The organism is Chromohalobacter nigrandesensis (genome assembly GCF_023061285.1).
In the GTDB taxonomy this organism is placed as follows: Bacteria; Pseudomonadota; Gammaproteobacteria; order Pseudomonadales; family Halomonadaceae; genus Chromohalobacter; species Chromohalobacter nigrandesensis.
Genome location: NZ_JAKGAM010000003.1, coordinates 277,949 through 300,692 on the forward strand (window position 1 = coordinate 277,949; position 22,744 = coordinate 300,692).

A 22,744-nucleotide genomic window follows, 5' to 3' on the forward strand; every position below is an offset into this window, starting at 1 on the left:
GCACATTGTAACCAGGAAAACTCGCCATCGCATGCCGGCGTGTCACACCGATCAGCATCCATCGAATATTGTAAGGAAACTGTCGTGACTGAAGATTCGCAAGCGCCGTTGGCCGTGATTGCCATTCGCCAGGTGGAAAAAAGTACTGGTGCTAGTCGCAACGCCTTTGAGCAGGCAACGGCATTGAAGACACTGGGCTATCGGGTGGTGATTCTCGCCGAGCGCGGTCGGCGAGAGCTGGCGGAAGCAGCCGGTGCGGAGCTGGTTCGGTTGAAACGCTGGCCGTTTAAGGGTCCGTTCCGGCGCTTCTGGTTCAATCGGCGGGTGCAGGCGTGGTGTCGTCGCCATCATCCCACGATGCTGGTCAGCCACGGCGATGTCGAGACGCCGGACGTCGTCTACATGCACAACTGCGTGCATCTTGCCAGCCAGCGTATCCAAGGCCGTGAATTACCCGAGGGCCACGAGGTGGCAGCGATTCACGACCGCGTGCTGCAGAGTGGCAAGTTTCGCCGCCTGGCAGTCAACTCGCGGATGATGGCGGAGGACTTCCGCGATCGCTATGGTATCGATGAATCGCGAATTGAGATCAGCTACCCAGGCTATGACCCTGAGATCTTCAATCTCCAGCGGGCTGCGGTAGGCCGCGAGGCGCGTCGGCGTGAGCTGGGCGTCGATGACGACACCTGGCTGATCGGGTTGGTCACCTCCGGCAACTTCACCAAACGCAACGTCGCCGGCTTCGTCGACATGGCCGCCGGTCTGGAAAAACGCCTACCGGGGCAATGCCGCTTTCTGGTCGTCGGCAAGGACGATTTCTCGCCCTATCAGCACCAGGCCGAACAGGCGGGCATTGCCGAGCGCTTTATCTGGCGCACCACGGTCAGTGACGTCGAGACACTCTACGGCGCGCTCGACGTGTTCGTGCTGCCGGCCCATATCGAAGAGTTCGGACGCGTAGCGCTAGAAGCGATGGCTTGCGGCACCCCTGCGCTGCTATCGACCACTACCGGTGCTGCCGAGCTGCTCGAGCTGAATCATGCCGACCTAATGCTGGAAAGTCGGGATATAGGTGGATGGGTCGATCGCCTTGAGCAAATGTTGAAAGATGATAATCTCGGCGCCTTGGGGGCGGCACTCTCTACGCTAGTCACCGATTACTCCTATCGTTGCCAGACCGAGAAATTGAAAATATCGTTCCAACAGCTGGAGCAAGGCGCTGATAATATGGAAAGTTTCTACTGAAAATTATCGAGAACGACGCCAGATATTCACTGAATGATGAATGCAGATGTTCTATGAAAAACAGCATTAATCCCCAAGAGTGGCGTTTTTACTGGCTGAAAGCCAAAAAACGTGCTTCGGAAAAATTTCGACGCCTGAAGCGCTCCGATCAGAAAGAGGCCATTAGACAATTCGACAAGCGCTTTGGTTTTCCGCCAAATTTAAAAACCCCCAAAACTTTCAGTGAAAAAGTTACCTACTTAAAACTGAACGCGGATAAGCCCGTATTCCGTGAGCTCGCAGACAAGCTCCGCGTACGCGACTACGTTGCAGACCGGATTGGTGCAGATCGGTTGATCCCGTTGCTGGCGAACCAACCCGTGTTGACTCGTCACTTATTCGATACGCTGCCGGCACAGTTCGTGATCAAGGCCAATCATGGCAGTGCCATGAACCGAATCGTGTTTGATAAGCAGGCGCTCGATTACGAGGCACTGAAAAAGGAAACCGATACTTGGGTGGCGTGTAACTTCTATACGAGTTCTCGGGAGACGCAGTACCGCCATATCGATCCGACGATACTCGTAGAGCGATTGATGCTTGATGAAGATGGCAACGTGCCGCGAGATTACAAGATTCACTGTTTTCGCAAGAACGGCGCTCAAAAGATGGTCCTCCAAGTCGATAGCGATCGGTTGGGCGATCATACACGAGACTTTTATACCTCGGACTGGGAGCGAGTCCCGCTCAGGGCTAAGTACCCCACCAGCCCGAACACACAGGAACCGACTCCCCCTGCTTGTCTGCAAGAATTGCTGGAGTGTGCCGATCAGCTATCCGAAGGTTTCTCCTACGTCCGCGTGGATTTGTACGTGATCAACAATCACGTCTATTTCGGCGAAATGACGTTTACCCCCGGCAGCGGATTCATTCGCTTCGATCCTGAAGCGGTAGACGAGGATTGGGGGCGCTGGTTCGATCTGCCCTACCAATTATCGTTACGAGATAAAAACGACCTGCACGATCCGGCTGCGTGAAATTTGTGCTATCCGGGATTTTCTATAAGTGGTCCGCCTGTTACGGCTGACGCATCCTCGGTCACGTTCGGCGCCCAATTTCCGTTAGAATGTCCGTTTCATCCAATGGGAAGTCGGTCAGGCCCATGAAGCATTCTCTGCCAGAGCGTCCGCGACACATCGGCATCCTGCGCCTTTCCGCGCTGGGCGATGTCTGCAACCTTGTCCCGACCATTCGCGTGCTGCAGCGCCTATGGCCCGATGCGCGCATCACCTGGATCATCGGCAAGGGGGAGCACAGTCTACTGGCCGGTTTATCAGGGGTCGAGTTCATCGTCTATGACAAGGCCTCGGGGTGGGCCGGCATGCGCGAGATCTGGCGCCAGCTCGGCGATACGCGCTTCGATGTGCTGCTGCACATGCAACAGGCGCTGCGCGCCAGCGTGCTTTCCCTGGGTCTCAAGACGGATCTGCGTATCGGCTACGACAAGGCCCGCGCCAAGGACTGGCAGCACTGGTTCACTCATCGTCAGTTGGCACCGCATGACCGTGCGCATGTGCTGGAGTCGTTTCTCGATTTCGCACGCCTGCTGGGCGGCGAGGAGCGCGTCGATGCCGAACCCTTGCGCTGGGATCTGGCGATCCCCGACAGCGCCTACCAGGAAGCGGCGCGCGTCACCGGTGAGGCGCCTTACGTAGTGATCAGCCCCTGCTCCAACCCGCGCCTGCGCAATTTCCGCAACTGGTCCGCCGAGGGCTATGCGGCGGTGATCGCGCATGCTTGGGAAGAGCACGGCCTGCGCACGGTAATGACCGGGGGCAGCAGCGCCCAGGAGCAGGAAATGGGCGCGCACATTCGTGCCCTGTGCGCGGAAGACGCGGTCATCGATGCCATCGGCGCGACATCGCTCAAGGGGCTGCTGGCGATGCTCGACCGTGCGCGGATGGTGATCGCGCCGGACTCCGGGCCGGTGCACATGGCCAACGCCCTGCGCACGCCGACGCTGGGGCTTTTTGCCACCACCAATCCCGATCGCGCAGCGCCCTATTGCTGGCGGCGTTTCGTGGTCGACCGTTACCCCGATGCCGTGCGTCGTTATCTGCACAAGTCACCGGAGGCCATCCCGTGGGGCACGCGCGTGCGGCACCCCGACGCCATGAGCCTGATCCATGCCGACGACGTCATCGCTCAATTCGATGCCTTGCTGGATGCCGCGCCGTCCGCTTCGCCCCGCTCGGAGTCCGACCATGAAGCTTGATCTGACCGTTCTCGAACAGGCCCGCTTGCTGGTGGTGGGCGATGTCATGCTCGACCGCTACTGGCACGGCGGCACCTCGCGCATCTCGCCGGAAGCGCCGGTGCCGGTGGTCAAGGTCGGCGAATCGGAAGACCGCCCCGGCGGCGCCGCCAACGTGGCACTCAATATCGCTGCGCTGGGCGCGCACGCCGCGCTGGCCGGCGTGGTCGGCGAGGATGACAATGCCGCCTTGCTCAAGGCGCGTCTCGATTCCGTCAATGTGAGTACTTACTTTCAGCATAGTCCGGATATTCCCACGATTACCAAACTGCGCGTGATGAGTCGCAACCAGCAGTTGCTGCGTCTCGATTTCGAGGAATCACTGTGGGACATCGATACCCAAGGCCTGACCGAACGCGTCGAAGCGGCGTTGCCCGACGCCGACGTGGTGATCCTCTCCGACTACGGCAAGGGCAGCCTCAACCGTGTCGAAACGTTGATCGCCATCGCGCGCCAGGCAGGTAAGCGCGTGCTGGTCGACCCCAAGGGTCATGCCTTCGACAAGTATCGCGGGGCGAGCATCATTACCCCCAACCTGGGGGAGTTCGAAGCGGTGGTGGGGCCGTGCCCCGACGATGCCACGCTCGCCGAGAAGGGCGAGCAGCTACGCGCCGACTTGCAGCTCGAAGCGCTGCTGATCACGCGCAGCGAGAAGGGCATGACGTTGATCCGCGAGGGCCACGCGCCGCTGCATCTGCCGACGCATGCCCGCGAGGTGTATGACGTTACTGGGGCCGGGGATACCGTCATCGGTGTGCTGGGGTTGGCGTTGGCGGCGGGCCACGGCTATCCCGAAGCGATCATGCTCGCCAACCTGGCAGCGGGGCTGGTGGTCGCCAAGCCGGGCACCGCGACGCTGTCCATCGCCGAGCTTTACACGGCACTGCATGGCGACAAGCTCGCCGAATTCGGTCCCATCGGGGAAAGCGCGCTGATCGATGCGGTGCGCGCGGCCAAGCTGCGCGGCGAGCGCGTGGTGATGACCAACGGTTGCTTCGACATCCTGCATGCTGGCCACGTGGCCTATCTCGAGCAGGCCAAGCGGCTGGGGGATCGGTTGATCGTGGCCGTCAACGACGACGCCTCCGTGGCGCGCCTCAAGGGTCCCAAGCGGCCGATCAACGCCCTCGAACGCCGCATGCAGGTGCTGGCGGGCTTGAGTGCGGTGGACTGGGTAGTGCCCTTCGCCGAGGAAACCCCGACACGCTTGATCGCCGAGGTGTTGCCCGACGTGCTGGTCAAGGGCGGCGACTATCGCCCCGAAGACATCGCTGGCGGCGAGGCGGTCATCGCCGATGGCGGCGAGGTCCGAGTGCTCAATTTCGAGGACGGTGTCTCCACTACGGCGATGATCGGTACCATTCTCGACCGTGAAGGTTAAGGCGCAATGATGGCTCCGGGTGTCGCACGCGGTCTCTACAGCGCGCTGCTGTATCTGCTCTCGCCTCTCATCTGGTGGCGGGTATGGCGTGAGCATGCGCTTACTAACAAGCGCGCGGAACGCTTGGGGCTGATCGCCGACGCAGGAGACGGCGCGCCGACGATCTGGCTGCATGCCGCTTCGGTCGGCGAGGTGCTGGCGGCGCGGCCCTTGATCGAGGCACTGGCCGAACGCCACGCCGACCACCGCCTGGTGGTCACCACCATGACCGCCACCGGCGCCGAGCGTGTACGGGCGCTGTTTCCCGCCGAGCGCTATGCGCTCACGCATTACTTCCTGCCGCTGGACTTCCCGGGGGCGGCGCGGCGTTTCATCGCGCGCTTGCGCCCGCACCTGGCGATCATCGTCGAGACCGAGCTATGGCCCAACCTGCTGGCAGCGTGTGAACGCCAGCAGGTGCCCGTGGTCGTCGCCAACGCCCGGCTCTCGGACAAGGCCTTCCAGGGCTATCGCAAGTTGGTGCCGTTGCTGCGTGGCGCCCTGGGGGCGGTGAGTTGGCTGGCGGCCAAGTCGGCAGCGGATCTCGAACGCTTTACGGCGCTGGGATTACCCGAGGCGCGCGGCGAGGTGGTGGGTTCGATCAAGTTCGATCTACCCATCAATGCCGAGTTGCGTAATGATGGTGAGCGCTTACATACCCATTGGGGCTCGCGGTTCGTGTGGGTGGCAGGCTCGACCCATGAGGGCGAAGACGAGCAAGTACTGGCCGCGCATGCCCGCCTGCGACGCACGCATCCTCAGGCGCTGCTGGTGTTGGTGCCACGCCATCCACAGCGTTTCGCGACGGTGGCCGAGCTCTGCGAGGCGCGCGGTGAACGCCTCGCGCGACGTTCGCAAGATGAAACGGTGGAAGCCGAGACGAGCATCCTGCTGGGCGACACCATGGGCGAGCTGATGCGCTTCTACGCCGCGGCGGATGCTGCCTTCGTAGGCGGCAGCCTGGTGCCCATCGGCGGGCACAACCTGCTCGAACCCGCCGCGCTCGGCGTGCCGGTGCTTACCGGGCCGCACCTGGCGAACTTTCAGGACATCGCCGAGACCCTGCGCGAGGCCCAGGCGCTATGTGAGGTCGACTCTGCCGAAGCTCTGGGCGAGGCCTTGGCGGCCCTCGCTGACGACCCCGACCAGCGTCGTCGGCTGGGTGCCGCCGGCGAAGCGGTGGTGGCCGCCAATCGCGGCGCGCTGGAAAAGACGCTGCAAGGCATCGCGGCGCGCCTGCCGGCCCGATCCAACGCGTAACGCTAGGCGCTTCCGGACGCCGTCAGGGCGTGTGGCGCTCGATGCCATTCTCCGTCCCCAACAGCAAGACATCGGCGCCGCGCTGGGCGAAGAGCCCGTTGGTGACTACGCCGACGATGTTATTGAGGCGTTCTTCCATGGTCTTGGGGTCCTCAAACAGGCAATCGTAACCGTCGAGGATCTGGTTGCCGTTGTCGGTGACCACGCCGTCGCGGTAGACCGGGGTGATGCCCAGCTTGACCAGCTCGCGCGCTACGTAGGAGCGTGCCATGGGGATCACCTCGATGGGCAGCGGAAAGCCGCCGAGCACATCGACGTGCTTGGAGGTGTCGGCGATGCACACGAAACGCTCGGCGCAGGCCGCGACAACCTTCTCGCGCGTCAGCGCCGCGCCGCCGCCCTTGATCATGTTGAAGTGCGCATCGATCTCGTCGGCGCCGTCGACGTAGACCGGCACCGTGCCTACGTGGTTGAGCTCGAAAACATCGATGCCGTGGCTGCGTAGACGTTCTGCCGTGGCGTCCGAGCTTGCCACCGCGCCTTGGAAGTCGTGCTTGAGCTTGGCGAGCAGGTCCACGAAGAAATTGGCAGTGGAGCCGGTGCCCACGCCGATGATGGTGTCGCGGCCGAGCAAGGGCTTGATATCCTCGATGGCGGCAGCAGCTACCGCGCGCTTGAGTTCGTCTTGGGTCATGGTGCGTCCGTATGGGCGTTCGTAACGAGTCGTGAAAACGTCCTGAGTAAGACGTATCGGTAAATCCGTGCCCATTATAGAGCTTATCCGCGCTGCATAAGAGACATGACGACACGCGTGGGACTGGACGATGTGCCGCGCCCTCTGCTAACAATGGAAGTTTGCTACCGGTTGGCCGCCGCCCCTGGCGCACCGGCTTCACAATGAGACGCGCGAATTCGCAGGACACACCAGAATGCTAGAAGAGACCGCCAAGAAAATCCTCCAGGCACGCGTATACGAAGCTGCCCGGGAAACGCCGATATCGCCTGCTCCCTTCCTTTCCCGCCGTCTCAACAACACGATTTTGATCAAGCGTGAGGACCTGCAGCCGGTCTACTCCTTCAAGATTCGCGGCGCCTATAACAAGATGGCCCAGCTAAGCGAAGAGCAGAAGGCCAAGGGCGTGATCGCTGCCTCTGCCGGTAATCATGCCCAGGGCCTGGCGATGGCTGCCAAGCAGATGGGCGTCAAGGCGATCATCGTCATGCCGCGCATCACGCCGGACATCAAGGTCCAGGCGGTGCGCGCCCGAGGCGCCAAGGTGGTGCTCAAGGGCGATGCCTTCGGCGAGGCGCTGGCGCATGCGCGCGAGCTGATCGACGAGCATGGCTATACCTACATCCCGCCCTTCGACGACAACGATGTGATCGCCGGTCAGGGCACGGTGGGCATGGAGATCCTGCGTCAGCACAGCGGGCAGTTGGATGCGATCTTCGTGCCCGTGGGCGGTGGCGGCTTGCTCGCCGGTGTGGTGGCCTACATCAAGTACCTGCGCCCCGAGATCAAGGTGTTTGGGGTCGAGGCGGAAGACTCGGCCTGCCTCAAGGCGGCCATGGAAGCCAACGAGCGCGTGACCCTCGACCAGGTCGGCGTATTTGCCGAAGGCGTCGCCGTGGCGCAGATTGGCGAGGCGCCGTTCGAGATCCTGCGCCACTGGATCGACGGTGTGGTTACCGTCACCACCGACGAGATATGCGCGGCGGTCAAGGATATCTTCGAGGACACGCGCGCCGTCGCCGAGACATCAGGCGCGCTGTCGCTGGCCGGGCTCAAGAAGTATATCCAGCAAGAGCGCGTCGATGGCCAGACGCTGTTGTGCATCAACTCGGGCGCCAACACCAATTTTGACCGTCTGCAGCACATCGCCGAGCGTACCGAACTGGGCGAACAGCGCGAGGCGATCCTGGCGGTAACGATTCCCGAGCGCCCCGGCAGCTTCAAGAAGTTCTGCAAGACCATCGGCAAGCGCATGGTCACCGAGTTCAACTACCGCTACGCCGATCCCGAGCAGGCGCATATCTTCGTCGGCGTGCAGGTCAAGCCGGGCGGCGACGACCGCCAGGCGGTCATCGACAAGCTGCGCGAGGCCGACTATCCGGTGGAAGATCTCACCGACAACGAGCTGGCCAAGCTGCATATTCGCCATCTCGGTGGCGGGCGTCCCAAGGAACACTTCAGCGAGGAAGTCTATCGCTTCGAGTTTCCCGAGCGCCCCGGTGCGTTGATGAACTTCCTGACGCATCTGCCCGCCGACTGGAACATCTCGTTGTTCCACTACCGAAATCACGGGGCGGCGTATGGCCGGGTCCTGGTAGGCATGCAGATTCCTAATGGCGCCCGTGCGCATGTCGAGGAACACTTCGAGCGCATCGGCTACCGTTACTGGAAGGAAACCGACAATCCCGCCTATCGCCTGTTCATGGCGTGAACAGCTCGGCGTCATGCCATGGCACCTTCATAGCTTTCGATTATGAGAATCTATATTCACATAGATTCTCATGTCAGTCGTATGTCGAATATCAAATAAGAACATCGTTCGTTAACCAAACGTTTCATTCTTGTGTCCGAGGCTAGTTGTCAACCCATACGGCTGGCCCTATAGTCGTAAGCGTTATTTGGGGTGCTATAAGAAACAGTCCTTTACGGAGCAGGAAATGAAACGCAAGCCTGATTTGGTCATGGCTTTAGTAATGTTGTTTGGCTTGGGTGTCGTGGCGACGGGTTACGCACAGACATTGATGGGCACTTGATGAGCGCCCCGGTATCTGGGCGTACTCGCCGGTCGTCATGAACGCCCGAGTGTTTGCATGGCCCGCCGAGCGGCCGACGATGGTTTCCCATCGTCGGCCGCTTGCGTTACGGACGTACGGTGCGGGCGTCGCTGACGATGGCATCGAGAGGCACGTCCCAATCCGCGACGGGCAACCGCTCGACGTACTGACAATCGTGGGCGAGCCCGATCAGGCGCGGATGCGGGCGGCGTAGGCGTCGAAAGGCAAAGGTGCGGTCGTAGAAGCCGCCGCCCATGCCCAGCCTATTGCCCTGGGGGTCGAAGCCGACCAGCGGCATGAGCACCAGGTCCAGCGCCCAGGCCGGCAAGCGCCGTGCGCGATGCGCGCCATGCCGGGTGCTCGGCTCCAAGATGGAAAATCGATTGGTGCGCATGGGTGTCTGGGCATGGTAATGCACGAACCACAGGCGGTTGTCGGATAGTGGGCGCAGCACCGGAAGATATACTCGGACGCCGCGGCGTCGGAACCACGCGATCAGCGGTGTCGGGTCGACCTCGCCGTCGTTGGGTAGATAGAGCGCGACGCGGCGCGCGCGCTTGACCTCTGGCAATTGGCGCAGACGGCGGCATAGCGCGTAGGCGGCCTGGCGGCGCTGGGATGCGGAGAGTCGGCGTCGACGCCGGCGCAATTCGCGGCGCAGGCTGCGTCGGTCGGATAGTTCGAGAGGGAGGTCGTGCGTCATATTCGGTGAGGTTCCCCAAAGTGCCGCTGTCGTTCTGGCCCTGAACCCAAAGGTTCAAGGTGGGTGGCCTCAGACGAGTCATCAGGCTTTCCGTCGCACGGACATGCACACAGACCCGTCTAGCAAAGGCCCCCAGGGTATTGCGCATAGGCTCGAGGGACTATAACGACTGGCGAACACCTCAGGGAACTCCTTCATCCTAGCAGAGACTGGGGCGCGGCCAAAATGCCAGGCACTTTATCTTCTTGCACAGGATGTGCGTCGCTTGCCAAATGAACGCTTGTCGGCCGAGGCATTGCTATCAGCTCGAGGATTTATCGTCGCCGGAGGATGGCGCATCGGCCAAAGCCTGTTCCAGACGCTCGCTAAGACGCGACAGGCTGGTTTCGCTCTCGCGCTGGGTGTCGAGCGCTTCGAGGAGTTCGTGGGTGATGTTCAGCGCCGCCATGATGGCGATCTTCTCGGCGCCCTGCACCTTGCCCTGGGAATGGATACCGTTCATGGCGCGATCCAGATAGCGCGCGGCGCGCTTGAGGTCGTCTTCCTGATCGGGCGGGCAAGCGATCACGTAGGGGCGTCCCAGCAACGTGATTTCGATCGTCGGCCGCGAGGCGTCGTTCATGGATCGCTCCAGAGCGGGCCAAGGTCGGGCCCGATGCGGTAAGATGGAACCAAGTTTCCGCGTCATGCGCGGTGGAGGGAACGGTCTCGTCGATATTGGCATCCTGCCGTCGCGAGCCTGCGTTCACCGCCATGTAAGCCATTGATCACTATAAAGAGCCGCCCGGTCGTGGTCAACGCGGCTCGGTGGCCTGCAGCACAGGACCGTTTCATGTCCCTCATCGACGAACAGCTCGATTTTTCGCGTGTCGCTGACACCTTTCTCGCCCACGGCAGCATGCAGTCACCGGCGTTTCTCGACGGCCGCCTGTGCGCACGTCTGGCGCTGGCCGACATTACCGCCGATACCTGGCTCGAAGAAGTCTGTGCGGCCCTGGGTGTCGAGCAGCCCAATAGCCGCGAAGACGGCGAAGTCCTGCTCGCCTGGCGCCGCCAGGCGCTGGACGCCCTGGCCGCGCCGGAGCTCAACTTCGAGCCGCTGCTGCCCGATGACTTGTTCTCCCTCGCTGAACGTGCGCACGGCCTCCAGGAATGGACCCAGGGCTTCCTGGAGGCCATCGTCGAGGCCGGCGGCCAGAGTGACGACTGGTCGCCGGCCTTGCGCGAAGTGCTCGAAGACCTCGGCTCGCTCGTCAACCTGGAGATCGAGCTCGAGGATAACGCCGAGAACGAGAACGACCTCTTTGCCTTGACCGAGCATGGACGCATGGCCGCTATGCTGCTCTATACCGAGCAGCACCCTGGCCAGCCCCAGGTCGAACGCGTCGAGAATCCCGAGGGCGACGATACCGTCACGCCGCCGTCACAGACGCACTGACGAACCGCTTGGGCCGGATATGCCGGCCCTTTCCTGCCTTTCTCCTGCCATTCGAGGAGCGCCCATGCCTCGCACTGCCTTGCCGCGTCCAGCGGCGATTTCTTCCGCTGAATACCGTGCCCGCCGCCAGGCGTTGATGACGGCCTTGCCCGAACACAGTGCCGTATTGATATCTGCGGCCTCGCTGGTCACGCGCAATCGCGATAGCGAATACGCCTTTCGTCAGGATAGCGACTTCCACTACTTGAGCGGCTTCCCCGAACCCGACGCGCTGCTGGTGCTGCTGCCCGGCCGCGGCGCCGGCGAAAGCGTGCTGTTCTGCCAGGAAAAAGACGCTTTCAAAGAAGCCTGGACCGGCATGCGTATCGGCGCCGAGGCCGCCGTGACGGCGTATGGTGTCGATGAGGCTTACGAGAACGACGACCGCGATGCCCTGCTTCCCGAGCTTCTCGAGGGCCGTGAAACGCTGTATCTGCCCCTCGACGACGGCGAGATGCTGGCCCTGGTCGAATCGCTACGCGCCGAACTGGCGCCCCAGGCCCGGCGTGGCGAACGCACGCCGCGTGCCTTCGCCGATGTCGCGCCGCTGATCCACGAACGGCGCCTGATCAAGAGCGAGGTGGAACTGGGCCTGATGCGCCACGCCGCACGCATCTCGGCGCAGGCGCACCGCCGGGCGATGCAAAACGTGTCTCCGGGCCTTCTCGAGTATCAGCTCCAGGCGGAACTCGAGCACGAGTTCGTCTGGCACGGCGCCCGTGCCCCGGCTTATGCCACGATTGTTGGGGGCGGCGCAAACGCTTGTGTGCTGCACTATATCGAGAACAGTGCTGCGCTTCGCGATGGTGACCTGGTGTTGATCGACGCCGGCGGTGAGTTCGATCTCTATGCCGGCGACATCACGCGCACCTTCCCGGTCAACGGCCGCTTCACGCCAGCGCAGCGTGAGCTTTACGAGGTCGTCCTCGAAGCGCAATGCCGCGCGGTGGCCGCTGTCGCGCCAGGCACCACTCTGAGCGCGATACACGACGGCGTCGTGCGCGACCTGACCACCGGCCTCATTCGCTTGGGGCTGCTCGAAGGCCCGCTCGAAGGCCCGCTCGAAGAGCGCATCGCCGATGACGGCTACCGGCGATTCTTCCTGCATGCGACCTCTCACTGGCTGGGGCTCGACGTGCACGACGTCGGCACCTATCGGGTGGACGGCGAACCGCGTGCGCTGGCGCCGGGCATGGTGCTGACCGTCGAACCCGGACTCTATATTCCCGACGCCGAGGACATTCCCGAGGCGTATCGCGGCATGGGTATTCGCATCGAGGACGATGTCGTGGTGACCGCCACGGGGCACGAGGTGTTGACGGCGGACGTTCCCAAGGAAGTGGCGGAAATTGAGGCACTTATGTGTGACGGCTGATCATTGCTTGATCGTACGAGTTATTGTTACGTAATTACGTTATGGGTGCGTGTTGATTCATAACGGCGAGCGTCACGGCTGCCGTGCATGTCTTTAACGTGGTACAAAACAGCGTGTCTTGCCATCGCGTATGGCAAGACCTTCGAAGTCGACAGGGAGAGTGTTCGATGCCGTCAAACCGGGTCGATATCGCCATCGTGGGAGGCGGACTGGTCGGCGCCAGCCTGGCATCTGCCCTGGCGCCACTGATCGAGCGCCACGGGCTGCGCGTGGCGGTGATCGAGGCCGCGCCGTTGAACGCGACGCAGCCGACGACCTTCCAGCCCAGTTTCGATGCCCGCGCCAGTGCCATTGCACAAGGCTCGCGCCGGCATTTCGAACGGCTCGGGGTGTGGGCGTCGATGGCCGAGCGCGCCACACCGATTCGCCAGATCCACGTCAGCGAACGCGGGCGTTTCGGGGCGACGCGGCTGACGGCCGATGAGTTCCATCTCGATGCCCTGGGGTATGTGATTCCCAACGCCTGGATGGGGCGCGTGCTGCACGCTGGCCTCGAATCGTTACCGCTGACTTGGCATTGCCCGGCGCGGGTCGAGGATATCGTGCCCATCGCCGATGGCCACCGCCTGACCCTCAGCGACGGGGCCTGTCTCGAAGCCGGTTTGACGGTGCTCGCCGATGGTGGCCGCTCGGGGCTCAAGGAGCGCCTGGGTATTGCCAGCCAGGCGCAGTCCTATGAACAGCACGCCTTGATCGCCAACGTCGAGATCGGTCGCGACCACGCCGGCGTGGCCTTTGAGCGCTTCTCGACCTTGGGCCCGATGGCGTTGCTGCCCCTGGCCGGGCGCCGCATGGCGCTGGTCTGGACCCACGCCAAGGCGCCACGCGAGGAAACGCTGGGATGGAGCGACGCCGAATGCCTGCGGCGACTGCAAGAGGCCTTCGGCGACCGCCTGGGGCGCTTTAGGCGCATCGGGCAGCGTGACGCCTATCCGCTGTCGCTGGTCACCGCCAACGAGCCGGTGCGCCCGCATCTGGCGATCATGGGCAACGCCGCCCACTCGTTGCACCCGGTCGCCGGGCAGGGTTTCAATCTCGCCTTGCGCGGCGTCATGGATCTGGTCACGTCGCTGGAGGCCGGGCTGGCGCGTGGCCAGGCCATCGGCAGCGCGAGTCTGCTGGGCGATTTCGAGGCCCGCCGCGCCGCCGACCGGCGTAACGTCATCCGCTTCAGCGATGGCCTGATTCGCCTGTTCGGCATCGAGCATGCCGCGTTTTCCCACCTGCGCGCCGCAGGCCTGGTGGGACTCAATATCGTGAGTCCACTGCGACGTACCCTGGCGCGCCGCGCCATGGGGCTAGAGCGATGAAGGCCGACGAGGAAACCAGCATGGATGAGACAACACACGATGACGTGATCGTCGTCGGCGGCGGCATGGTCGGCAGCGCCCTCGCGGCGCTGCTCGGCGAGGCGGGTATTTCGGTAACGGTGCTCGATGCCCGCCCTGCGCCGCTGACGCGTGACGACGTCGGCCACGGCCTGCCCGCGCCACGGGTCAGCGCCCTGACGCCGGTATCGCAGCGCCTGTTGACGCATCTCGGCGCCTGGCCGTGGATCGCCGAGCGGCGCGTGTCGCCCTATCAGGGCATGCGTGTCTGGGATGGTGAAGGCAGCGGCGAGATCGCCTTCGCGGCGGCGGATATCGGCCTGCGCGAGCTCGGCCATATCGTCGAGAACGACGTCATTCTGGCCGCCCTGGAAGCACGCCTAGAGGCCTTGCCGAGCGTCACCCAGCGCTTCGGCGCGCGCGTGGCCGGCCTTACTCGCGAGGCAGACGCGCAGGAGGTCGCCCTTGACGATGGCAGTCGCTGGACGGCACCGCTGGTGGTCGCCGCCGACGGCGCACGCTCACCGCTTCGCCACCTGGCGGGCATCGAGGTCAGCGAGCGCGACACCGGGCATGTCGCGCTGGTTACCACGCTGCGCTGCGAGGATAGTCACGGCGGCGTGGCACGCCAGGTCTTCCTGCCCGACGGGCCGCTGGCCTTTCTGCCGTTGCGCGTCGAGGCGGACGACCGGCACTGCTCGATCGTCTGGTCGACCCGCCCCGAGCACGCCGAGTGGTTGCTGGCGCTATCGCCGGAGGCGTTCGCCCAAGCCTTAGGTGACGCCATGGAAGGTCGGCTGGGCAAGATCGAAGTGCTCGACGAGGTACACCACTTCCCGCTGACCCAGCGCCACGCCCGCGAATACACCGCGCCGGGCCTAGCTCTGATCGGCGACGCCGCGCACAGCATCCACCCGCTCGCCGGCCAGGGCGTCAATCTCGGCTTCCTGGATGCGGCGGTGCTGGCGGAAGAAATCATCCACGCCCGCCAACGTGGCGTGGCACTCGGCGACGCCCGCACACTGGCGCGTTACGCCCGCCGCCGGCGAGGCGACAACGCCGCCATGCTGGCACTGATGGACGGCTTCCGCCTGCTGTTCGGCGCCAAACACCCCGCGTTACGATTGATACGTAATATCGGCCTCTCCAGCACCGACAAGCTCATGCCTCTCAAGCGCATCATGATCCGCCAAGCCGCCGGTGAACGCGGCGAACTGCCCGCCGTGTGTCGTTAAGGGCTGCGTTGCAAAGATTGATACCTGATACGTTACGGGTTACGCTTGGTGGATGATACGAAGCTTCAAACACAAGGGCCTGGCCAAGTTCTTCAAATCTGGTAATACCGCAGGGATTCAGGCTGCTCATGCAAAGAGGCTTCGGCTCATTCTTGGTAGATTGAGCGTCGCTTCTGATGCCAAGGACATGGACTTGCCCGGTCTTCGATTACATGAACTCACGGGCTCACGTAAAGGCATTTGGTCGGTTACGGTAAGCGGTAACTGGCGCGTGACGTTCCGGTTCGAAGACGGTGATGCCGAGATCGTGAACTATGAAGATTACCACTGAGGTACCGCCCGATGTTGATGCACAATCCGCCTCATCCAGGTGAAGTCATAAGGGAGCTATGCCTTGAGCCCCTTGGCCTGTCTGTCACTGTCGCTGCTGAAGCACTAGGAGTAAGTCGTAAAAGCTTGAGCGCTGTGCTGAACGGCAAAGCCGGCATCAGTCCCGAAATGGCGATCCGTCTCTCCATCGCGTTTGAAACATCGGCGGAAAGCTGGCTCAACCAGCAGTCTCAGTATGAGCTATGGCATGCCGAGCAGCACCGCAAGGACCTGCGGGTCAAGAAGCTTGTGGCAGCATAGGAATGGCACATAGCCAGGCTTGCTGGCGAGCGCGACGCACTGCTTATCATGAGGCGTTCGTTTTGACGTACGTTCGAGATAGCGTACACTCTAGTTAGCCAAGTAAGGAGGTGTGCCATGACCGGAATTACTGCAACAGAAGCGCGCAGCAATCTATATCGGTTAATTGATGAAACCGCCGAGTCTCATCAGCCGATTGTCATCATGGGGAAACGGAACAAGGCCGTGTTGATCTCTGAGGAGGACTGGGCTGCTGTTCAGGAAACGCTTTACCTGCTTTCTGTGCCGGGTATGCGTGACTCGATTCGCGAGGGGATGGCTGCCCCTGTCGATGAGTGTGATGAGGAGTTGGACTGGTGACATGGAAGCTGGTTTACACCAAGCAAGCCCAGAAAGATGCAAAAAAATTATCCTCAAGTGGCCTGAAACCAAAAGCACAAGAGTTGCTGACGCTGATCTCAGCAGACCCATATCGAAAGCCTCCTCCATTTGAAAAGCTCGTCGGTGATCTTGCCGGGGCTTATTCACGCAGAATCAATATCCAGAACCGCCTTGTTTACCAAGTGCTTGATGATGAGAAAGTGGTGAAAATTCTTAGGCTCTGGAGCCATTACGAATAGTGCTCCGTTTCTTTTGCAGCAGCACCGCAAGGACCTGCGGGTCAAGAAGCTTGTGGCAGCGTGAAGCCGCACCTAACCTTCCTGGTATCTCCACAGAAAATGTGTCATTCGCGAAGGTACTTCCTTCGCTCATGAACTGTGCGTGTAGATAACGGATCAGATACCCATGGAGGTAAGTTCATGACGAAACGCAATCTTCAGGGCGTGACGCTTGAGTGCGTGCAGGGTGACATCGCGCACCAGCCGGATATGGAGGCTATCGTGAACGCGGCGAATGCGGAGTTGCGCATCGGCGGCGGCGTGGCGGGGGCAATTCATCGTAGTGCCGGGCCGGAACTGGAGCGGGAATGCCAGCCGCTGGCGCCCATTCAGCCGGGGCAAGCGGTGATCACCGGCGCTCATGACTTGCCTAACCGCTCGGTGGTGCATTGCCTGGGGCCGGTGTACGGCGTGGATGAACCCGCCGAGCCGTTGCTGGCCGCTTGTTATCGCAATGCGCTCGAACTGGCCGAGCAAAACGGGCTGGCCTCCATCGCCTTCCCGGCGATCTCGACCGGGGCCTTCGGGTACCCGCTGGAGCCAGCGGCGCAAGTGGCGTTCAAGACGGTGCGCGAGATGCTGCCCCAGCTATCCTCAGTCAAGCATATCCGCTTCGTGCTGTTCCAGGAGGCGGACGTTCGGGTCCATGAAGAGGTTCTCGAACGCTTGCTCGATTGAAACGCCTCCATTAATTGAAACGCCGCCACTATCGGGCGCCGGATGACCCAACCCTCGGCGCCCCTGTCTTTCTCTACTCCCACACCTTTCTTCCCCCAGGACACCTTCTGTCCACCCCTGTACAGCGTACCCGATACCTGACATTCGCAGCCCAGGCGGCTCAGAGTGCCCAGGCACGGGCTAAAAGAATTTGTAGTATTTTCTTGTACAGATGTTTATTTACTGTACAAGAATTGTATACTTGCGCTTATCGCTGGACGACACATCGTCTTCGGCGCATGTGCTTTCTCCGATTCGCCAAATAGGAATAACATCGTGAAAAACATCTTTTCATGGCTCCAGGGAACGACGATTCGTACCCGAATGACGGCCGGCTTTGCCAGTGTTCTCTTGCTGATGGTCATCCTCACCGCTGAGGGGGTACGTGAGGTGAACTTGATCGACCACAGCATGGAGGTCATCAACGACGTCAATAGCGTCAAACAACAGTATGCGGTCGATTTTCGTGGCAGTGTCCACGATCGCGCCATCGCCGTGCGCGATGCGGTACTGGTCGATGACGAGGCCGACCTAGAACCGATCCTGGCGGATATCGAACGCCTCGAAGGCGACTACCGCGAGGCTGCCGCCGGCATGCAGGACATCGTCTCGCGCGGCAATATCACCCCCGATGAGCGTAATGAATTGGCCGCTATCCAGGAGATCAAGGCCACGACCATGCCGTTGATCGATGAAGTGATCGAGCGTCGCCAGGCAGGCGATATCGACGGCGCCAAGCAGTTGCTGCTCGATGAAGCGGCGCCAGCCTTCCGTACCTGGTTGAACGACATCAATGCCTTTATCACGTTGCAGCAGCAGCTCAACGCGACTGAAACCGGTTTTGCTCGCAACATCGCCGAAAATTTCCAGATTACCATGCTGCTGCTGTGCTTAGGCGCCTTGGTGATCGGGGGGCTGGTGGCGACGGTGCTGACCCGGTTGCTGTTGCGTGAGCTGGGCGCGGAGCCTCATCAAGTCAAGGCCTTCGCCGAGGCGGTGGGCAATGGCGACCTCACTCGCAAGGTGACGCTGAAGTCTAAGTATCGAAACAGCATCATGGCCGCTCAGATGGCGATGGCAGAACAGCTGAAAACGACAGTGATGCAGGTGCGCGGTTCGGCGGAATCGGTAGCGACCAATAGCGAGCAGATCGCCGAGGGTAACAACGAGCTGTCGTCCCGCACCGAGCAGCAAGCGAGCTCTTTGGCCGAGACCGCCTCCGCCATGGAAGAGCTGGGCAGCACCGTTCAGCAAAACGCCGATAATGCCGTGGAAGCGCGCAAGCAGGCCGCCAACGCCTCGCAAATCGCCGAAGACGGTGGCGAGGTCGTCACGCAGGTGGTGCAGACCATGCACGACATCGATGGCAGCTCCAAAGAAGTAGCCGAGATCATTTCGATGATCGACGGTATCGCCTTTCAGACCAACATCCTGGCGCTGAATGCCTCCGTCGAAGCGGCGCGCGCCGGTGAGCACGGCCGAGGCTTTGCCGTGGTTGCTCAGGAAGTGCGCGAGCTGGCCAGCCGCTCCGCATCATCGGCCAAGGAGATCAACGCCTTGATCACCGCCAATCGCAAGCGTGTCGAGCAGGGGACGGAACTGGCCACCCAAGCCGGCAAGACCACGGAGCAGGTGGTGGCTTCCGTGAAGCGTGTTACCGAACTGATGGAAGAAATCAGCAACGCGACCGCCGAACAGCGCGATGGGGTACAGCAGGCGGGCGAAGCCGTCACCCAGATGGATCAGGTCACGCAGCAAAACGCGACATTGGTCCAGCAGAGTGCCAATGCGTCCAATAACCTCAAGGAACGCGCGCATAAGCTGATGGAACTGATGTCGGCCTTCCAGCTTGGCGATGTTTCGTCACAGGCTGTGCGCCAGGCAGCCGATCTGTCCCAGGGGGCCTCGCACAGCGCAGGTCAGCAGCGGGCACCGGGATCCTCGCCTCGCTTGTCGAACACCCGTAGCCCGGCGCATCATACGGTCGAGGAAGAGTGGGAAGCGTTCTAAGCACTTCTGACAAATCGCCCCCCGTTCGTGTAACGACATGCCACAACGACCGCCGCCGGCGGTCGTTTGGTGCCGAGGGGCCGCGCCTCGACATTGCACCACTCGACTCATCCCCTACCCAAGACATACCCGCTTGAAACCCGGATAATGGCGAGCAATTCGCTTGTGGGCGCACCCCGACACCAACCCGGTTTTTTGTACATGGAAATCAAGGTCAATTTTCTCGAAAATCTGCGGCTGGCGGCCAAGTTCGACGATTTCACCGTCGAGACCGATCAGCCCATTCGCTACAAGGGCGATGGCTCGGCGCCGAGTCCGTTCGATTACTTCCTGGCCTCGTCGGCGTTGTGTGCGGCGTATTTCGTGCGCTTGTACTGCAACGCGCGAGATATCCCCACCGAGAATATCCGGCTATCGCAGAACAACATCGTCGACCCGGAGAACCGCTACAACCAGATCTTCAAGATCCAGGTGGAGCTGCCGGAGGACCTTTCCGAGAAAGACCGCACCGGCATCCTGCGTGCGGCGGAGCGGTGCAGCGTCAAGCGCGTGATCCAGAACGCCCCCGAATTTCAGATCGAGACGGTCGAGAACATTGACGAAGACGCCCAGGCGCTGTTGATGGGCACGAGCGCCAAGGACGGCGTCGAAGGCGACGAAACCTGGATCGAAGGCAAGGACCTGCCGCTGGAGCGCACCATCGCCAACATGACCCAGATCCTCGAGGACCTGGGCATGAAGATCGAGATCGCCTCGTGGCGCAACATCGTGCCCAATGTCTGGTCGCTGCATCTGCGCGACGCGGCCTCGCCGATGTGCTTCACCAACGGCAAGGGCGCGACCAAGGAAGCCGCACTCTGCTCGGCGCTGGGCGAGTTCATCGAGCGCCTCTCCTGCAACTTCTTCTACAACGATCAGTTCTTCGGCGAGGAGATCGCCGATAGCGCCTTCGTCCACTACCCCAGCGAGCGCTGGTTCCCGCTGGAAGACGACGACGCGCTGCCCGCGGGCATCCTCGACGACCATTGCCGGGCGATCTTCGACCCGGACGGCGAGCTGCGTGGCTCGCACCTGATCGACACCAATTCCGGGCGCACGGATCGCGGCATCGTCTCGCTGCCGTTCGTGCGGCACTCGGACGGCGCGACGGTGTATTTCCCCTCCAACCTGATCGAGAACCTCTACCTCAGCAACGGCATGAGCGCCGGCAACACGCTCGCCGAGGCCGAGGTACAGTGCCTCTCCGAGATCTTCGAGCGTGCGGTGAAGAAGGAAATCATCGAGCAGGAAATCGTCCTGCCCGACGTGCCGGACGACGTGCTGGCCAAGTATCCCGGCATTCAGGAAGGCATCGCCGCGCTGGAAGCCCAGGGCTTCCCAGTACTGGTCAAGGACGCCTCGCTCGGCGGCCGCTACCCGGTGATGTGCGTAACCCTGATGAACCCGCGCACCGGCGGCGTGTTTGCCTCCTTCGGCGCGCACCCGAGCTTCCAGGTCGCGCTGGAGCGCAGCCTCACCGAGCTGCTCCAGGGGCGCAGCTTCGAGGGCCTGAACGACCTGCCGCAGCCAACCTTCAGCTCGCTGGCCGTCTCCGAACCCAACAACTTCGTCGAGCACTTCATCGACTCCTCCGGAGTGATCTCCTGGCGCTTCTTCAGCGAGCGCGCGGATATCGACTTCCACGAATGGGACTTCGCGGGCACCACCGCAGAAGAAGCCGAGCGCCTCTACGGACTGCTCGCCGACCAGGGCCTGGAAGCCTACGTGATGGAGCACGAGGACCTGGGCGCGCCGGTATGCCGCATTCTGGTGCCGGGCTATTCCGAGGTGTACCCGGTCGAGGACCTGGTGTGGGACAACACCAACATGGCGCTGGAATTCCGCGCCGACATCCTCAACCTGCATTCGCTCGAGGATGAGCGCCTCGCCGACCTGCTCGAACGTCTGGAAGAAAGCCAGCTCGACGACCACATCAAGGTCGGCACGCTGATCGGCATCGAGTTCGACGACAATACCGTGTGGAGCGAGCTGACCATCCTCGAGCTCAAGCTGCTGATCGAGCTCGCCCTAGGCGAGTACGAAGCAGCGCTGGAGCACGTCCAGATGTTCCTACAGTTCAACGACAACACCGTGCAGCGCGGCCTGTTCCACCAGGCCATGCAAGCGGTGCTGGAGATCGCCCTGGACGACGCCCTCGACTTCGACGACTACCACCGCAACCTCACGCGGATGTTCGGCGAAGAGACCATGCGCCAAGTGATCGGCGCGGTGAACGACGAGATACGCTTCCCCGGGCTGACGCCCACCAGCATGGGGCTGGAAGGTATCGACCGCCACCAGCGCCTGATCGAAAGCTACAAGAAACTGCACGCCGCCCGCGCCGCCAAAGCCGGCATCGCCACCTCGTAACCGCGCCTCCCCACCCTCTCCGTCACCGCCACTCACGGCGCGCCCCGACGGAGAGGGCATTCAGCCCCGCCTAATGCATTAACACCAGCGCCCCACCTCTACGACCAACCGTCGCTTTGCATCCATCATCACACTTGAATACTCTGAATCACTAAAGCTGCTTAGACGGCCAGACTGAAGAATGACAACGACTCACGCAGGGACTACCGCATGGATGGCAAGGGCACATCACCGCTTGCAGGTAGGTGGCGGTAGCGTGCCTGGAATTCATGACCTGCCGTTATTTCTCATTCCGAATATTGGCTCCGGTAAAACGCGCAAGCACGCAAATTCTGCATAGATTGCCGAATTATACTGAACTTTATTTAAAATCAATCACTTGGGTACGAAGTAACGGGCTAGAGAAGATTTATTGAACGCGCGGGCGCGTTCAAGTAGAAAAATGAGCGTGCTATTTAATACGCTGTTAGGGCTTACCACGTCCCAGCCAATAGCCAGGCCTGCGAGAGTGGTGGGCAACGGCGATTACGACTGTTTCTTCTGGAGACTCGATCGCGACTATATCGTACGGGAAGCGCTCTACAATCAGTCGCTTTGCATCGGTATCGCCAGCCTCTTCGGGGAGAGGTGATAACGGGATGACGTTTTCTTCAATAACGTCGATGGCAGCATCAACGGCAGCGAAAAACTCGACTCCGAGTCCAGGCTGTTCATACTCATACCATGCGGCTGCCTCTATCGCTTCCTGCGAGGCTTCTTCCAGTATCCTTACCGTTCGCACTGTTACTGGTCTAACCTCGCTCGCATCTTTGATCGAAATTCTTCACGGCTGAGCAGCGTAGCCTTTCCGCTTTTGACCTTGGATACACGGCGAACAATTTCATCGTTCCAGGCCTGCTCAACAGAATTGTCACGAGGGCCGTCCAAGCTCATTATAAGCTCGCGGGCCAGCGCAGCACGTTCCGACTCGGAGAGAGTCAAAATCTGGGAGCGTAGGTGGTCTAATGTTTCGGTAGTCATGGTGCCTCCGCGAGTGGCGATACAATTATGCTATCCCGATTCATAGGCCCTAACAAGTGGCAGCACGGTGACCGCTTTTCCGCCGCACTGCGGCTCCAAATCGGCACGTGTGCCAA

The 22,744-nt window shown here is 61.6% G+C and carries 21 protein-coding genes and 1 other RNA gene; 17 read left to right on the plus strand and 5 right to left on the minus strand.

The genetic code is table 11. The annotated features are described in order from the left end of the window. The first annotated feature begins 84 nt into the window (after nucleotides 1-84). The 5 genes from L1073_RS06640 to waaA all read left to right on the plus strand — a co-directional run bounded on the left by L1073_RS06640 (nucleotide 85) and on the right by waaA (nucleotide 6,218). The gene (locus L1073_RS06640; protein WP_246897804.1) at nucleotides 85-1,245 is read left to right on the plus strand and encodes a glycosyltransferase family 4 protein; all 1,161 of its coding nucleotides are present in this window, start codon (nucleotides 85-87) and stop codon (nucleotides 1,243-1,245) included. A 53-nt stretch (nucleotides 1,246-1,298) separates the two neighbouring features. After that, complete coding sequence (locus L1073_RS06645; RefSeq protein WP_246897806.1) at nucleotides 1,299-2,261, plus strand: ATP-grasp fold amidoligase family protein; 963 nt, start codon at nucleotides 1,299-1,301, stop codon at nucleotides 2,259-2,261. Nucleotides 2,262-2,386: 125 nt separating this feature from the next. Further along, entirely contained in the window at nucleotides 2,387-3,499 is a 1,113-nt protein-coding gene (locus L1073_RS06650; RefSeq protein WP_246897808.1) for a glycosyltransferase family 9 protein, read from the plus strand. Beyond that, nucleotides 3,489-4,919, plus strand: a complete 1,431-nt coding sequence (gene hldE / locus L1073_RS06655; protein WP_246897810.1) for a bifunctional D-glycero-beta-D-manno-heptose-7-phosphate kinase/D-glycero-beta-D-manno-heptose 1-phosphate adenylyltransferase HldE — start codon at nucleotides 3,489-3,491, stop codon at nucleotides 4,917-4,919. The genes L1073_RS06650 and hldE overlap by 11 nt, the downstream gene beginning before the upstream one ends. A 6-nt stretch (nucleotides 4,920-4,925) precedes the next feature. After that, a complete protein-coding gene (waaA, locus tag L1073_RS06660) occupies nucleotides 4,926-6,218 on the plus strand; it encodes a lipid IV(A) 3-deoxy-D-manno-octulosonic acid transferase (protein ID WP_246897812.1) in 1,293 nt (430 codons plus the stop codon). Nucleotides 6,219-6,240: 22 nt separating this feature from the next. Here waaA and rpiA read toward each other — a convergent pair whose 3' ends face one another. Next, nucleotides 6,241-6,912, minus strand: a complete 672-nt coding sequence (rpiA, locus tag L1073_RS06665; RefSeq protein WP_246897813.1) for a ribose-5-phosphate isomerase RpiA — start codon at nucleotides 6,910-6,912, stop codon at nucleotides 6,241-6,243. Between the two features lie 184 nt (nucleotides 6,913-7,096). Here rpiA and ilvA point away from each other — a divergent pair, with 184 nt between their 5' ends. Further along, the gene (gene ilvA, locus L1073_RS06670; protein WP_281506014.1) at nucleotides 7,097-8,662 is read left to right on the plus strand and encodes a threonine ammonia-lyase, biosynthetic; all 1,566 of its coding nucleotides are present in this window, start codon (nucleotides 7,097-7,099) and stop codon (nucleotides 8,660-8,662) included. Between the two features lie 428 nt (nucleotides 8,663-9,090). Here the strand turns inward: ilvA and L1073_RS06675 are convergent, their stop codons facing one another. From L1073_RS06675 to L1073_RS06685, 3 genes are all read right to left on the minus strand, one after another. Continuing rightward, complete coding sequence (locus L1073_RS06675) at nucleotides 9,091-9,708, minus strand: 5-formyltetrahydrofolate cyclo-ligase (protein ID WP_246897816.1); 618 nt, start codon at nucleotides 9,706-9,708, stop codon at nucleotides 9,091-9,093. An 8-nt stretch (nucleotides 9,709-9,716) separates the two neighbouring features. Next, a non-coding RNA gene (ssrS, locus tag L1073_RS06680) (6S RNA) lies at nucleotides 9,717-9,899 on the minus strand. Nucleotides 9,900-10,009: 110 nt separating this feature from the next. Beyond that, a complete protein-coding gene (locus L1073_RS06685; protein WP_246897817.1) occupies nucleotides 10,010-10,330 on the minus strand; it encodes a cell division protein ZapA in 321 nt (106 codons plus the stop codon). A 210-nt stretch (nucleotides 10,331-10,540) separates the two neighbouring features. On the opposite strand from L1073_RS06685, the gene L1073_RS06690 reads away from it, so the two are divergent. The 11 genes from L1073_RS06690 to L1073_RS06740 all read left to right on the plus strand — a co-directional run bounded on the left by L1073_RS06690 (nucleotide 10,541) and on the right by L1073_RS06740 (nucleotide 21,608). Continuing rightward, nucleotides 10,541-11,146 carry a UPF0149 family protein gene (locus tag L1073_RS06690; RefSeq protein ID WP_246897819.1) on the plus strand — a complete coding sequence of 202 codons (606 nt, stop codon included), beginning with the start codon at nucleotides 10,541-10,543 and terminating at the stop codon, nucleotides 11,144-11,146. 64 nt (nucleotides 11,147-11,210) lie between these two features. After that, a complete protein-coding gene (gene pepP, locus L1073_RS06695; RefSeq protein WP_246897820.1) occupies nucleotides 11,211-12,560 on the plus strand; it encodes a Xaa-Pro aminopeptidase in 1,350 nt (449 codons plus the stop codon). A gap of 167 nt (nucleotides 12,561-12,727) precedes the next feature. After that, a complete protein-coding gene (gene ubiH, locus L1073_RS06700; protein ID WP_246897822.1) occupies nucleotides 12,728-13,930 on the plus strand; it encodes a 2-octaprenyl-6-methoxyphenyl hydroxylase in 1,203 nt (400 codons plus the stop codon). Between the two features lie 20 nt (nucleotides 13,931-13,950). After that, nucleotides 13,951-15,183 carry a UbiH/UbiF/VisC/COQ6 family ubiquinone biosynthesis hydroxylase gene (locus L1073_RS06705; RefSeq protein WP_246897823.1) on the plus strand — a complete coding sequence of 411 codons (1,233 nt, stop codon included), beginning with the start codon at nucleotides 13,951-13,953 and terminating at the stop codon, nucleotides 15,181-15,183. Between the two features lie 52 nt (nucleotides 15,184-15,235). Next, nucleotides 15,236-15,514 carry a type II toxin-antitoxin system RelE/ParE family toxin gene (locus L1073_RS06710; RefSeq protein WP_246897824.1) on the plus strand — a complete coding sequence of 93 codons (279 nt, stop codon included), beginning with the start codon at nucleotides 15,236-15,238 and terminating at the stop codon, nucleotides 15,512-15,514. 11 nt (nucleotides 15,515-15,525) lie between these two features. Further along, complete coding sequence (locus L1073_RS06715) at nucleotides 15,526-15,813, plus strand: HigA family addiction module antitoxin (RefSeq protein ID WP_246897826.1); 288 nt, start codon at nucleotides 15,526-15,528, stop codon at nucleotides 15,811-15,813. A gap of 117 nt (nucleotides 15,814-15,930) precedes the next feature. Beyond that, nucleotides 15,931-16,173, plus strand: coding sequence for a type II toxin-antitoxin system Phd/YefM family antitoxin (locus L1073_RS06720; protein ID WP_246897827.1), 243 nt, complete (start codon nucleotides 15,931-15,933; stop codon nucleotides 16,171-16,173). Further along, nucleotides 16,170-16,433, plus strand: a complete 264-nt coding sequence (locus L1073_RS06725) for a Txe/YoeB family addiction module toxin (RefSeq protein ID WP_246897829.1) — start codon at nucleotides 16,170-16,172, stop codon at nucleotides 16,431-16,433. Before L1073_RS06720 ends, L1073_RS06725 begins: the two co-directional genes overlap by 4 nt. Before the next feature lie 180 nt (nucleotides 16,434-16,613). After that, entirely contained in the window at nucleotides 16,614-17,150 is a 537-nt protein-coding gene (locus tag L1073_RS06730) for a macro domain-containing protein (RefSeq protein ID WP_246897830.1), read from the plus strand. 315 nt (nucleotides 17,151-17,465) lie between these two features. Further along, on the plus strand, nucleotides 17,466-19,199 hold the full coding sequence (locus L1073_RS06735) for a methyl-accepting chemotaxis protein (protein ID WP_246897831.1): 1,734 nt from the start codon (nucleotides 17,466-17,468) through the stop codon (nucleotides 19,197-19,199). Between the two features lie 201 nt (nucleotides 19,200-19,400). Then, nucleotides 19,401-21,608 (plus strand): OsmC domain/YcaO domain-containing protein, encoded by a 2,208-nt coding sequence (locus tag L1073_RS06740; RefSeq protein WP_246897833.1) that lies wholly within the window; start codon nucleotides 19,401-19,403, stop codon nucleotides 21,606-21,608. Between the two features lie 783 nt (nucleotides 21,609-22,391). Here the strand turns inward: L1073_RS06740 and L1073_RS06745 are convergent. Next, nucleotides 22,392-22,628 carry an addiction module protein gene (locus L1073_RS06745; protein ID WP_246897834.1) on the minus strand — a complete coding sequence of 79 codons (237 nt, stop codon included), beginning with the start codon at nucleotides 22,626-22,628 and terminating at the stop codon, nucleotides 22,392-22,394. Nucleotides 22,629-22,744: the final 116 nt, after the last annotated feature.

Coding starts and splice junctions, on each gene's coding strand:
- L1073_RS06645 (WP_246897806.1), top strand. CDS start 1,299: ATGAAAAACAGCATTAATCCCCAAGAGTGGCGTTTTTACTGGCTGAAA.
- L1073_RS06650 (WP_246897808.1), top strand. CDS start 2,387: ATGAAGCATTCTCTGCCAGAGCGTCCGCGACACATCGGCATCCTGCGC.
- hldE (WP_246897810.1), top strand. CDS start 3,489: ATGAAGCTTGATCTGACCGTTCTCGAACAGGCCCGCTTGCTGGTGGTG.
- waaA (WP_246897812.1), top strand. CDS start 4,926: ATGATGGCTCCGGGTGTCGCACGCGGTCTCTACAGCGCGCTGCTGTAT.
- rpiA (WP_246897813.1), bottom strand. CDS start 6,912: ATGACCCAAGACGAACTCAAGCGCGCGGTAGCTGCTGCCGCCATCGAG.
- L1073_RS06675 (WP_246897816.1), bottom strand. CDS start 9,708: ATGACGCACGACCTCCCTCTCGAACTATCCGACCGACGCAGCCTGCGC.
- L1073_RS06685 (WP_246897817.1), bottom strand. CDS start 10,330: ATGAACGACGCCTCGCGGCCGACGATCGAAATCACGTTGCTGGGACGC.
- L1073_RS06690 (WP_246897819.1), top strand. CDS start 10,541: ATGTCCCTCATCGACGAACAGCTCGATTTTTCGCGTGTCGCTGACACC.
- pepP (WP_246897820.1), top strand. CDS start 11,211: ATGCCTCGCACTGCCTTGCCGCGTCCAGCGGCGATTTCTTCCGCTGAA.
- ubiH (WP_246897822.1), top strand. CDS start 12,728: ATGCCGTCAAACCGGGTCGATATCGCCATCGTGGGAGGCGGACTGGTC.
- L1073_RS06705 (WP_246897823.1), top strand. CDS start 13,951: ATGGATGAGACAACACACGATGACGTGATCGTCGTCGGCGGCGGCATG.
- L1073_RS06710 (WP_246897824.1), top strand. CDS start 15,236: ATGATACGAAGCTTCAAACACAAGGGCCTGGCCAAGTTCTTCAAATCT.
- L1073_RS06715 (WP_246897826.1), top strand. CDS start 15,526: ATGTTGATGCACAATCCGCCTCATCCAGGTGAAGTCATAAGGGAGCTA.
- L1073_RS06720 (WP_246897827.1), top strand. CDS start 15,931: ATGACCGGAATTACTGCAACAGAAGCGCGCAGCAATCTATATCGGTTA.
- L1073_RS06730 (WP_246897830.1), top strand. CDS start 16,614: ATGACGAAACGCAATCTTCAGGGCGTGACGCTTGAGTGCGTGCAGGGT.
- L1073_RS06740 (WP_246897833.1), top strand. CDS start 19,401: ATGGAAATCAAGGTCAATTTTCTCGAAAATCTGCGGCTGGCGGCCAAG.
- L1073_RS06745 (WP_246897834.1), bottom strand. CDS start 22,628: ATGACTACCGAAACATTAGACCACCTACGCTCCCAGATTTTGACTCTC.